At 61.0% G+C, this 12,217-nt stretch carries 10 protein-coding genes; all 10 read left to right on the top strand.

What is annotated here, in order from left to right; genetic code table 11:
* Positions 1 to 7: 7 nt before the first annotated feature.
* The 10 genes from nuoG (at position 8) to ASD31_RS08300 (ending at position 12,197) form a co-directional block, all read left to right on the top strand.
* On the top strand, positions 8 to 2,089 hold the full coding sequence (nuoG, locus tag ASD31_RS08345; protein WP_056331812.1) for an NADH-quinone oxidoreductase subunit NuoG: 2,082 nt from the start codon (positions 8 to 10) through the stop codon (positions 2,087 to 2,089).
* A 20-nt stretch (positions 2,090 to 2,109) separates the two neighbouring features.
* Complete coding sequence (gene nuoH, locus ASD31_RS08340) at positions 2,110 to 3,153, top strand: NADH-quinone oxidoreductase subunit NuoH (protein ID WP_056331810.1); 1,044 nt, start codon at positions 2,110 to 2,112, stop codon at positions 3,151 to 3,153.
* A gap of 64 nt (positions 3,154 to 3,217) precedes the next feature.
* Positions 3,218 to 3,709, top strand: a complete 492-nt coding sequence (nuoI, locus tag ASD31_RS08335) for an NADH-quinone oxidoreductase subunit NuoI (protein WP_056331807.1) — start codon at positions 3,218 to 3,220, stop codon at positions 3,707 to 3,709.
* Between the two features lie 130 nt (positions 3,710 to 3,839).
* A complete protein-coding gene (locus ASD31_RS08330; RefSeq protein ID WP_056331805.1) occupies positions 3,840 to 4,454 on the top strand; it encodes an NADH-quinone oxidoreductase subunit J in 615 nt (204 codons plus the stop codon).
* A gap of 27 nt (positions 4,455 to 4,481) precedes the next feature.
* Positions 4,482 to 4,790: an NADH-quinone oxidoreductase subunit NuoK gene (nuoK, locus tag ASD31_RS08325; RefSeq protein WP_025426592.1), complete on the top strand. Its 309-nt coding sequence runs from the start codon at positions 4,482 to 4,484 to the stop codon at positions 4,788 to 4,790.
* A 7-nt stretch (positions 4,791 to 4,797) separates the two neighbouring features.
* Positions 4,798 to 6,792 carry an NADH-quinone oxidoreductase subunit L gene (gene nuoL, locus ASD31_RS08320; protein ID WP_056331804.1) on the top strand — a complete coding sequence of 665 codons (1,995 nt, stop codon included), beginning with the start codon at positions 4,798 to 4,800 and terminating at the stop codon, positions 6,790 to 6,792.
* Positions 6,792 to 8,303 carry an NADH-quinone oxidoreductase subunit M gene (locus tag ASD31_RS08315; RefSeq protein WP_056331802.1) on the top strand — a complete coding sequence of 504 codons (1,512 nt, stop codon included), beginning with the start codon at positions 6,792 to 6,794 and terminating at the stop codon, positions 8,301 to 8,303. The genes nuoL and ASD31_RS08315 overlap by 1 nt, the downstream gene beginning before the upstream one ends.
* An 18-nt stretch (positions 8,304 to 8,321) precedes the next feature.
* Positions 8,322 to 9,764, top strand: a complete 1,443-nt coding sequence (gene nuoN, locus ASD31_RS08310) for an NADH-quinone oxidoreductase subunit NuoN (protein ID WP_056331799.1) — start codon at positions 8,322 to 8,324, stop codon at positions 9,762 to 9,764.
* A 5-nt stretch (positions 9,765 to 9,769) separates the two neighbouring features.
* Entirely contained in the window at positions 9,770 to 10,510 is a 741-nt protein-coding gene (locus tag ASD31_RS08305) for a biotin--[acetyl-CoA-carboxylase] ligase (RefSeq protein ID WP_056331797.1), read from the top strand.
* Between the two features lie 19 nt (positions 10,511 to 10,529).
* Positions 10,530 to 12,197, top strand: a complete 1,668-nt coding sequence (locus ASD31_RS08300) for a ribonuclease J (protein WP_056331795.1) — start codon at positions 10,530 to 10,532, stop codon at positions 12,195 to 12,197.
* Positions 12,198 to 12,217: the final 20 nt, after the last annotated feature.

Genomic DNA, 12,217 nt, shown 5'->3' with positions numbered 1-12,217 from the left:
TGCTGAGATGGCAAAGCTGAAAGTCGACGGAAAAGAGATCGAGGTCCCGGATCATTTCACGCTGCTGCAGGCGTGCGAGGAAGCCGGCGCCGAGGTTCCGCGCTTCTGTTTTCACGAGCGGCTTTCCGTCGCCGGAAACTGCCGCATGTGTCTGATCGAGGTAAAGGGCGGACCGCCCAAGCCGACGGCCTCCTGCGCCATGGGCGTGCGCGACCTGCGCCCCGGCCCGAACGGCGAGACGCCGGAAGTCTTCACGACCACGCCGATGGTCAAGAAGGCCCGTGAAGGCGTGATGGAATTCCTCCTGATCAACCATCCGCTCGATTGCCCGATCTGCGACCAGGGCGGCGAATGCGATCTTCAAGACCAGGCCATGGCCTTCGGGGTCGATTCGACGCGCTATAACGAGAACAAGCGCGCCGTCGAGGACAAATATATCGGCCCGCTGGTCAAGACCGTGATGAACCGTTGCATCCATTGCACGCGCTGCGTCCGCTTCACCACCGAAGTCGCCGGCATCGCCGAACTCGGCCTGATCGGCCGCGGCGAGGATGCCGAAATCACCACCTATCTCGAGCAGGCGATGACGTCGGAGCTTCAGGGCAATGTCGTCGATCTCTGCCCCGTCGGCGCGCTGACCTCCAAGCCCTATGCCTTCCAGGCTCGTCCCTGGGAACTCGGCAAGACCGAATCGATCGATGTCATGGACGCCGTCGGCTCGGCGATCCGCGTCGATACTCGCGGCCGCGAAGTGATGCGCATCATGCCGCGCGTCAATGAGGAGATCAACGAGGAGTGGATTTCCGACAAGACCCGCTACATCTGGGACGGACTGAAGACCCAGCGGCTCGATCGCCCCTATGTGAAACGCGATGGACGGTTGCAGCCCGCCGGCTGGAACGAGGCCTTTGCCGCCATCAAGGCCGCCGTTGCCAAGACGAGCTCGGACCGGATCGGCGCGATCGCCGGTGATCTTTCCTCGGTCGAGGAAATGTATGCGCTGAAGGAACTGATGTCCTCGCTCGGTTCGACGAACATCGATTGTCGCCAGGATGGCGCGGCGCTGGATCCCTCGCTTGGCCGTTCGAGCTATCTCTTCAACCCGACGATCCAGGGCATCGAAAGCGCTGATGCGCTCCTGATCATCGGCGCCAATCCGCGCTTCGAAGCCTCGGTGCTCAATGCCCGTATCCGCAAGCGGTTCCGCACGGCTGATTTCCCGATCGGCGTGATCGGCGAACAGACAGAGCTTCGCTATTCCTATGACTATCTCGGCGCGGGCACCGACACGCTGGCCGAACTGGTCGCGGGCAAGGGCAAGTTCCTCAGCGTGCTGAAGAAGGCCGAGCGTCCGATGATCCTCATCGGCCAGGGCGCGATTTCCGGCGGCAATGGCGCTTCGGTTCTGGCCGCTGCCGCCAAGCTTGCTGGTGCGGTTGGCGCCGTGACGGTCGATTGGAACGGTTTTGCCGTCCTTCATACCGCCGCCGCTCGCGTTGGCGGGCTCGATCTCGGCTTCGTGCCGGGCGAGGGGGGCAAGACGGCGGCCGAGATGCTGACGGGCACGGATGTGCTCTTCCTGCTCGGCGCCGACGAGATGGATTTCTCCGGCAAGACCGCTGGCTTCACCGTCTATATCGGCTCGCACGGGGACGAGGGCGCGCACGGCGCCGACGTCATCCTGCCAGGCGCCACCTATGCGGAGAAATCCGGCATCTGGGTCAATACCGAAGGCCGCGTGCAGATGGGCAACAGGGCCGGCTTCGCGCCGGGCGATGCACGCGAGGACTGGGCGATCCTCCGGGCGCTTTCAGATGTGCTCGGCAAGAGGCTGCCGTTTGATTCGCTTGGTGAATTGCGCCGCAAACTCTATGCGGCCCACCCGCATTTCGCCGAGATCGATACGATTGCACCGGCCCTGGGCGGTGAAATCGCCGCACTTGGGCAAAAAGCCGGTGAGATGGCACATTCGGTGTTTGCGTCTCCGGTCAAAGACTTCTATTTGACGAACCCGATAGCACGCGCCTCTGCCGTCATGGCCGAATGTTCGGCTCTGGCGCGCAACAATTTCAAAGCTGCGGCGGAATGAGCGCGAGGGAATAAGACACAATGGACGCTTTCGTTTCGACCTATGTCTGGCCAACGGCCATCATGATCGGCCAGTCGCTGCTGCTTCTGGTCGCGCTCCTGATTTTCATCGCCTATGTTCTGCTCGCCGACCGCAAGGTCTGGGCGGCGGTCCAACTGCGCCGTGGACCGAATGTGGTGGGTCCCTGGGGGCTTTTCCAGTCCTTCGCCGACCTTTTGAAATTCGTCTTCAAGGAGCCGGTCATCCCGGCGGGCGCTAACAAGGGCCTGTTCCTGCTGGCGCCGCTGGTCTCGGTCACGCTGGCGCTTGCCGCCTGGGCCGTCGTGCCGCTCAATGAAAACTGGGTGATGGCGAACATCAATGTCGGCATCCTCTATGTTCTGGCGATCTCTTCGCTCGAAGTCTACGGCGTCATCATGGGCGGCTGGGCATCGAACTCGAAATATCCGTTCCTCTCGGCCCTGCGCTCGGCTGCACAGATGGTGTCCTACGAAGTCTCGATCGGCTTCGTCATCGTCACCGTCCTGCTCTGCGTCGGATCGCTCAATCTCACCGACATCGTTAATTCGCAGCGCGACGGCCTCGGCACGATGATGGGCCTGCCGGGCTCCTTCCTCGACTGGTACTGGCTGCCGCTGTTTCCGATGTTCATTGTCTTCTTCATTTCGGCGCTGGCCGAGACCAACCGTCCGCCTTTCGACCTGGTCGAAGCGGAATCGGAACTGGTCGCCGGCTTCATGGTCGAATACGGCTCCACCCCCTACATGATGTTCATGCTCGGCGAATATGCCGCCATCTGCCTGATGTGCGCGCTGACGACGATCCTGTTCCTCGGCGGCTGGCTGCCCCCGGTCGACGTCTGGTTCCTGAACTGGGTCCCGGGCATCATCTGGTTCGTCCTCAAGGCGTCGATGGTGTTCTTCATGTTCGCCATGGTAAAGGCCTTCGTGCCACGCTATCGCTACGACCAGCTGATGCGACTGGGCTGGAAGGTGTTCCTTCCGCTGTCCATCGCCATGGTCATCATTGTCGCAGTCACGCTGAAACTGGTGGTGTGGGCCTGATGTCCGATATCCGTTTCGCAAAATCGGCCCGCCTGTCCGCGGCCGGCATGTTTGGAGGTTGATGATGGCCGGTTTCTCCCAAGCCGTCAGTTCGCTGTTCCTCAAGGAATTCGTCGGTGCGTTCTTCCTGTCGATGCGTTATTTCTTCGCGCCCAAGGCGACGGTGAACTATCCTTTCGAAAAGGGGCCGCTCAGCCCGCGCTTTCGCGGCGAGCATGCGCTGCGCCGCTATCCGAACGGCGAAGAGCGCTGCATCGCCTGCAAATTGTGCGAGGCGATCTGTCCGGCCCAGGCGATCACCATCGAAGCCGGCCCACGCCGCAACGATGGCACGCGCCGCACGGTGCGCTACGACATCGACATGGTGAAGTGCATCTATTGCGGGTTCTGCCAGGAAGCCTGTCCGGTCGACGCGATCGTCGAGGGGCCGAATTTCGAATTCTCCACCGAGACGCGCGAAGAGCTTTATTACGATAAGGACCGGCTGCTTTCCAACGGCGACCGCTGGGAACAGGAAATCGCCCGTAATATCGCGATGGACTCGCCCTACCGCTGAGAAGCGGCTATGCGCTTGCCCGGCCGGGCGGGCTTGAAACAGATTGAGGGCGTCGGCCGGGTTTACCGGTCCGCCGAATGGGAAATGGCAATTGCCAGATTGCCCAGGGAAGACGAAAAAGGCACCGATCATGGGTCTGCAGGCTCTTTTTTTCTATCTTTTTTCCTTCGTCGCGGTCGCGTCGGCGTTCATGGTCATTTCTGCGCGCAACCCGGTTTACTCCGTGCTGTTCCTGATCCTGACCTTTTTCAACGCCGCCGGCCTGTTCCTGCTGACGGGCGCCGAATTCCTGGCGATGATCCTGCTCGTCGTCTATATCGGCGCGGTTGCGGTTCTCTTCCTCTTCGTCGTGATGATGCTCGATATCGACTTCACGCAGTTGCGGGCAGGCGTGCTTGAATATGCGCCGGTCGGCGCGCTGGTCGGCATCGTTCTCGCCGCAGAACTGATCATCGTCGTTGCCGGCAGCACATTCTCGCCGGAACTGGCCAAGACGGTCGCCATGCCGATACCGGCTGCTGCCGATCGCACCAATACCGCCGCCCTCGGCGACGTGATCTACACCCATTACATCTATTTCTTCCAGATCGCGGGCCTGGTGCTTCTGGTCGCCATGATTGGCGCGATCGTGCTGACCCTGCGTCACCGCGTCAACATCAAGCGCCAGGATATCGTGCAACAGGTCGCCCGCTCGCCGAACACCGCTGTCGAAGTGGTCAAGGTGAAGCCGGGGCAGGGCCTCTAAGGGCGGACAGGTCAAGGAACAATCATCATGGAAATCGGTATTTCCCACTATCTGACCGTCAGCGCCATCCTGTTCACACTCGGCGTCTTCGGCATCTTTCTCAACCGCAAGAATGTCATCGTCATCCTGATGTCGGTGGAACTCATCCTGCTGGCAGTGAACATCAACATGGTCGCCTTTTCGTCGTTCCTCAACGACATCACCGGCCAGGTGTTCGCTTTGTTCATTCTGACCGTCGCGGCTGCGGAAGCGGCCATCGGTCTTGCAATTCTCGTCGTCTTCTATCGCAACCGCGGCTCCATCGCCGTGGAAGACGTCAATATGATGAAAGGCTGATCGGGCTATGAATACGATGATTCAGGCGATCGTTTTCCTGCCGCTGATCGGCTTTCTGATCGCGGGCCTGTTCGGCACCTCGATCGGCGCCAAGGCTTCCGAATATGTCACCAGCGGTTTCATGGTGATCGTCGCCGTCCTTTCATGGCTGGTCTTCTTCAACGTGGCGCTCGGCGAAACGGAGATGATCAAGGTTTCGATCATGCGCTGGGTCCAGTCCGGCAGCTTCGATACCGAATGGGCATTCCGCGTCGATACGCTGACCGCCGTTATGTTCGTCGTCGTCAACACCGTCTCGACGCTCGTTCATATCTATTCGATCGGCTATATGCACCACGACCCGCATCGGCCGCGCTTCTTCGCCTATCTGTCGCTGTTCACCTTCGCCATGTTGATGCTGGTGACCTCCGACAATCTCCTGCAGATGTTCTTCGGCTGGGAAGGCGTCGGTCTTGCCTCCTATCTGCTGATCGGCTTCTGGTACAAGAAGCCGACGGCTTCGGCCGCGGCGATGAAGGCCTTCATCGTCAACCGTGTCGGCGACTTCGGCTTTGCACTCGGCATATTCGGCATCTTCGTGCTGTTCGGCTCGGTGAATTTCGAAACCATCTTCGCGGCCGCCTCGACCTATCTTCCCGCCGAAGGTGCGGCGGCTGGTGAGGCCGTCATCAACCTGTTCGGCATGCAGCTCGGCAAGGCGGATGCGATAACGGGCGTCTGCCTGCTGCTCTTCATGGGCGCGATGGGCAAGTCGGCGCAGTTCCTGCTGCACACCTGGCTGCCGGACGCCATGGAAGGCCCGACCCCGGTCTCGGCGCTGATCCATGCTGCAACGATGGTAACCGCCGGCGTCTTCCTCGTCGCCCGCATGTCGCCGCTGTTCGAACTGTCGCACACGGCTCTGATGGTCGTGACCGTGGTTGGCGCGATAACCGCTTTCTTCGCCGCGACCGTCGGCCTCGTGCAAAACGACATCAAGCGCGTCATCGCCTATTCGACCTGTTCGCAGCTCGGCTACATGTTCGTGGCCCTCGGCGTCGGTGCCTATGGCGCCGGTATCTTCCACCTGTTCACGCATGCCTTCTTCAAGGCTCTGCTGTTCCTGTGCGCCGGATCGGTGATCCATGCCGTCGATGGCGAGCAGGACATGCGCCACATGGGCGGCCTGCGCAAGCACATCAAGTGGACGTTCCTGATGATGATGATCGGTACGCTGGCCATCACTGGCGTCGGTATCCCGTTCTCGGGCATCGGTCTCGCGGGCTTCATCTCAAAGGACATCATCATCGAGTCTGCCTACGCCGCGCATTCGCCGGTTGCCGGCTTCGCCTTCACGCTGCTCGTCATCGCCGCCTGCTTCACCAGCTTTTATTCCTGGCGCCTGATCTTCATGACCTTCTATGGCAAGCCCCGCGCTTCCCACGACGTCATGCATCACGTCCATGAATCGCCGATGGTCATGCTGGTGCCGCTGTTCATCCTCGGCATTGGCGCGGTGGCGGCCGGCATGGTGTTCGAAGGAGATTTCTTCGGCCATCACTACGCCGAATTTTGGCAGGGTGCGCTGTACACCGGACCGGAAAACGAAATCGTGGAGCACTTCCATCACGTTCCGGCCCTGGTTGCGTTGAGCCCCTTTATCGCGATGATCCTTGGCTTCGTCGCAGCCTGGTACATGTATATCCGCTCGCCCGAAACGCCGAAATATCTGGCGGAACAGCATCGCGGCCTCTACCAGTTCCTGCTCAACAAATGGTATTTCGACGAGCTTTACGACTTCCTGTTCGTTCGTCCGGCAAAGCGCATCGGTGTCTTCCTCTGGAAGGAGGGCGATGGCCGGGTGATTGACGGCTATGGCCCGAACGGCATTGCCGCGCGCGTCATGGACGTCACAGACCGGGTCGTCCGGCTGCAGACCGGTTACCTCTATCACTATGCCTTCGTGATGCTCATCGGCATCGCGGCGCTCGTTACCTGGATGATGCTCGGGAGCTCCTTCTGATGACCGATTGGCCCATTCTCTCCGCGGTCACCTTCCTGCCGCTGGTCGGTGTTGCTCTTCTGCTTCTGATGCGTGAAGACAGCCCGTCCGGCCGCCGCAACATCCTCAACATCTCGCTGTTGACGACGATCGTCACCTTTATCGTCTCGCTCTGGGTCTGGTGGAACTTCGATGCGTCGAATCCCGGCTTCCAGATGGTGGAGAAACATGCCTGGCTCGGCACCGGCATTTCCTATCATCTCGGCGTAGACGGCATCTCGGTGCTCTTCGTCGTCCTCTCGGCCTTCCTCATGCCCTTCTGCGTGGCCGCCAGTTGGCTGTCCGTCGAGAAGCGCCTGAAGCAGTACATGATCGCCTTCCTGCTTCTGGAAGTGTTCATGGTCGGCGTCTTCGTGTCGCTGGACATCGTGCTGTTCTATGTCTTCTTCGAAGCCGGCCTGATCCCGATGTTCATCATCATCGGCGTCTGGGGCGGCAAGGATCGCGTCTATGCGTCCTACAAGTTCTTCCTCTATACGCTGCTCGGCTCGGTGCTGATGCTGCTCGCCATCATGGCGATGTACTGGCAGGCCGGCACGACCGATATCGCCGAACTTCTCGCCTACCAGTTCCCGCGGCAGATGCAGACCTGGCTATGGCTGGCCTTCTTCGCCTCCTTTGCGGTGAAGATGCCGATGTGGCCGGTGCATACCTGGCTTCCGGACGCGCACGTCCAGGCGCCGACGGCGGGCTCGGTTATCCTGGCCGGCATCCTTCTGAAGCTCGGCGGTTATGGTTTCCTGCGCTTCTCCCTGCCGATGTTCCCCCTGGCGTCCGATTATTTCGCGCCCTTCGTCTTCACGCTGTCGGTGATCGCGATCATCTACACCTCGCTGGTGGCGATGATGCAGTCGGACATGAAGAAGCTGATTGCCTATTCCTCGGTCGCCCATATGGGTTACGTGACCATGGGGATTTTCGCCGCCAATGTTCAGGGCGTGCAGGGTGCGATTTTCCAGATGCTGTCTCACGGTATCGTCTCGGGCGCGCTGTTCCTTTGCGTCGGCGTTGTCTACGACCGCATGCATACCCGCGAAATCGGCGCCTATGGCGGCCTCGTCAACAATATGCCGAAATATGCCGTCGCCTTCATGATCTTCACCATGGCCAATGTCGGCCTTCCGGGAACGTCGGGCTTCGTCGGCGAAATCACGGTGCTGCTCGGTACGTTCAGGGCGAATAGCTGGGTGGCTTTCTTTGCCTGCACCGGCCTTATTCTTTCGGCCTGCTATGCCCTGTGGCTCTATCGTCGGATCATTTTCGGCGCCCTTGACAAGGAAAGCCTGAAGTCGCTCATGGACCTGTCCGGCCGCGAAAAGGCCATCCTCTATCCGCTGATCGTGCTGACCATCTTCTTCGGCGTCTATCCGGCACCGGTGTTCGATGCGACGGCGGCATCGGTGGACGTGCTTGTGAACAACTATACCGCGGCCGTGCAGGCGGCGCATGACATCGCGCTTTCGGCGAAGTGACGACAGGACGGGATTGAAATGACTGCTGAAACATTCCTTGCAAGCCTGCAACTGTCGATGCCGGAGTTGATCCTTGCGGCAGGCGCCCTGGTGCTTCTCATGGTCGGCGTCTTTTCGGGAGAGCGGGCAACCGCTCTCGTGAGCTGGCTCGCCATCCTCGTACTGGCGATTGCCGGCGGCTTCGTCCTTTTCGCGACCGGCGACGGCGCTGCCTATGGCGGCGCCTTCCTGTCGGATCCCTTCGCCCGGTTCATGAAGGTGCTGGCGTTGAGCGGCTCGATCATCGCCCTGTTCCTGTCGATCGGACAGGCCCGCATCTTTGGGTTGGACCGGTTCGAATATCCGGTCCTCATCCTGCTCGCGACGCTCGGCATGCTGCTGATGATCTCGGCCAACGACCTGATGTCGCTCTATATGGCGCTGGAACTGCAGTCGCTGGCGGCCTATGTCGTTGCTGCCATGCACCGCGACAATCTGCGCTCGACGGAAGCCGGCCTGAAATATTTCGTCCTCGGCGCGCTGTCCTCCGGCCTGCTGCTCTACGGCATGTCGCTGGTCTACGGCTTCACCGGCCACACCGGCTTCGAGGAAATCGCCAATGCGCTGACCAATGAAGGGCGCTCGCTCGGCCTGGTCTTCGGCCTGGTCTTCATTTTGGCCGGCATCGCGTTCAAGATCTCCGCCGTACCGTTCCATATGTGGACGCCCGATGTCTATGAAGGCGCTCCGACGCCCGTTACCACCTTCTTTGCTGGTGCTCCGAAGGTCGCGGCGATGGCGATGATGACCCGCATCGTCATTACCGCCTTCGAGCCGATCATGCATGATTGGCAACAGATCGTCGTGTTCATTTCCATCGCCTCCATGCTGCTCGGCGCCTTTGCCGCCATCGGCCAGCGGAATTTCAAGCGGCTGATGGCCTATTCCTCCATCGGTCACATGGGCTATGCGCTGGTGGGCCTGGCGGCCGGTTCGGCAGCCGGCGTCCAGGGCGTCGTCCTTTATATGCTGGTCTATATGATCATGACGCTCGGCACCTTTGCCTGCATCCTGGCGATGCGCCGCAAGAGCGGCGAACAGGTCGAGAATATCGAGGACCTGGCCGGCCTGTCGCAGACCAATCCCTTCATGGCGATGGTCCTCACCATCATGATGTTCTCGCTTGCCGGCATTCCGCCGCTCGCCGGCTTCTTTGCCAAATATTTCGTCTTCGTCGCGGCGATCGAAGCGCATCTCTACGCACTGGCGATCATCGGTGTCCTGGCCTCCGTGGTCGGCGCCTATTATTACCTGCGCATCGTCAAGCTGATGTGGTTCGATGATGCGAAGGACGAATTTGCCCGTCCCTCCGGTGTCTTGAGGCTGGTCTATGGTCTTTGCGGTCTGTTCGTTCTTGCCTATGTGCTGATCGGCGGCCCGATCGGTACGGCAGCGGAAGCCGCGGCGCGGACCTTCTTTTGAGCGGAATGTCGCTCGACGATTTCCGCCATACGCCGCTGGGCGATGTCGGATCGACGAATACGGAATGCCTGGAGCGGGCGCGCGCCGGCGATCCGGGATCGCACTGGATCACCGCGACACGGCAGCTTGAAGGGCGCGGCCGGCGCGGCCGGCCCTGGACATCGGAGGCGGGAAATCTCTACGCCTCGTTGCTTTTGATCGATGCGGCACCGATGGAGAAATTGCATTCGCTGCCGCTGGCGGTGGCCGTCGCTGTCAAGAATGCCATCCAGGCCGTGATGCCGCCGGGCAGCCATCCGGTGTCGATCAAGTGGCCGAACGATATTCTGATTGCAGGCAGGAAGTGCTGCGGTATCCTGCTGGAAGGCGAACGGTTGAAAAGCGGGCATCATGCTCTGGTGATCGGCTGCGGCATCAATGTCGCGCTGGCGCCCGATCACGGGCTCTATCCCATTACCAGCCTTCGGGCGGAGGGGGCTGCCGCTTCGCCGGAAGAATTGTTTGCGCATCTCTTTAGCAGCATGGCCGAGGCATTGTCTGTCTGGAACCGTGGCGAGGGGATTGCCGAGATCATCCGGCAATGGCGGGCCTCCGCCGGCGGGATAGGACAGAAGATTACGGTCAACCTGCCGGATCGCTCGATTTCCGGGCGGTTCGACGGCATTGACGAGGACGGCCGGCTGTTGCTCGATATCGGAGCAGGCACGGTTCAGCGCATCGCCGCCGGCGATGTATTTTTCGGATAAAACAAGGCGTAATCAACGTATGAGCAAACAAGACGAACTCGTCTTCCTGCCGCTGGGCGGTGTTGGTGAAATCGGCATGAACCTGGCCCTCTACGGCTACGGCGTGCCGTCCAACCGCCAGTGGATCATGGTCGATTGCGGCGTGACCTTCCCGGGCCTCGATCTGCCCGGCGTCGATCTCGTTTTGCCGGATATCCGGTTTCTTGCCGAGCAGCGCAAGAACCTGAAGGGCATCATCATCACCCATGCCCATGAGGACCATTACGGCGCCCTTGCGGATCTGTGGCCCGGTCTTAACGTGCCGGTCTATGCCTCGCCCTTTACCGCCGGCATGCTGGAAGCCAAGCGCAGCTACGAGCGCAGCCGCGCCGAAGTGCCGATCACCATTTTCAAGGAGGGCGATCGCATCAATGTCGGTCCTTTCGAGATCGAGGCGGTCGGCGTCAACCATTCGATCCCCGAGCCGATGTCGCTGGTGATCCGCACGCCGCTCGGCAATGTCGTCCATACCGGCGACTGGAAGATCGATCATGCGCCGTCGCTCGGCCCGTTTACCGACGAGGCGCGCTTCCGCGCCGTCGGCGACGAGGGAGTGCTGGCGCTGATGTGCGACAGCACCAATGCGATGCGCGACGGCGTATCGCCCTCCGAGGAGGAGGTTTCGAACAGCCTCACCAAGATCATCCAGGATGCCAAGGGCCGTGTTGCGATCACGACCTTTTCCTCTAATGTCGGCCGCATCCGGTCGATCGCCAAGGCTTCCGCCGAGGCCGGTCGCGAAGTGCTGCTGCTCGGCAGTTCGATGAAGCGCGTGGTGGACGTCGCTCGCGACGTCGGGCTGATGGAGGGCGTCAATCCTTTCATCGCCGAGGACGAGTTCGGCTATATCCCGCGCGACAAGGTCGTCATCATCCTGACCGGAAGCCAGGGTGAATCCCGTGCTGCGCTTGCCAAGATCTCCCGCGACGAGATGCGCAATGTGGCGCTGACCGCCGGTGACACGGTGGTGTTTTCCTCGCGTGCCATTCCCGGCAACGAAAAGGGGATCAACGATATCAAGAACGGCCTGGTCGAGCAGGGCATCCATATCGTCACCGACAATGAGGCGCTCGTCCATGTTTCGGGCCATCCCCGCCGCAACGAATTGCAGCAGATGTACGAGTGGACACGGCCGCAGATCCTCGTGCCGGTACATGGAGAGGCCGCCCATCTGACGGCGCAGGCAGAACTCGGCCGCCAGTCCGGCATCAAGACGGTCCCGCGCGTGCGCAACGGCGATATCCTGCGGATCGCTCCGGGCCCGGCCACGGTCATCGGCACGGCGCCGCATGGCCGGATCTACAAGGATGGCAGCCTGATCGGCGATTTCGAGGAAATGGGCGTCGGCGAGCGCCGCAAGCTCTCCTTCGCCGGCCATGTGTCCGTCAATGTCCTGCTCGATGCACGCTACGATTTCGCCGCGGACCCGATTGTCGTTCCGATCGGCTTGCCGGAATTCGACGACGAGGGCGAGGACATGAACGACACGCTCTATGATGCCGTGCTCGGCGCCGTCGAAAGCATTCCGCGCGGCAAGCGCAAGGACATTGCGATGGTGACGGAAGCGGTGCGCCGGGCCATTCGCGGCACGGCCAACGAGGTCTGGGGTAAGAAGCCCGTGGTGACTGTGTTCATCAACAGGCTGTGATGGCGCAAGAGGGCAAGGCG

This window comes from Rhizobium sp. Root482 (genome assembly GCF_001426565.1).
Classification (GTDB): domain Bacteria; phylum Pseudomonadota; class Alphaproteobacteria; order Rhizobiales; family Rhizobiaceae; genus Pararhizobium.
This window is presented reverse-complemented; position numbering and strand designations above follow the sequence as displayed.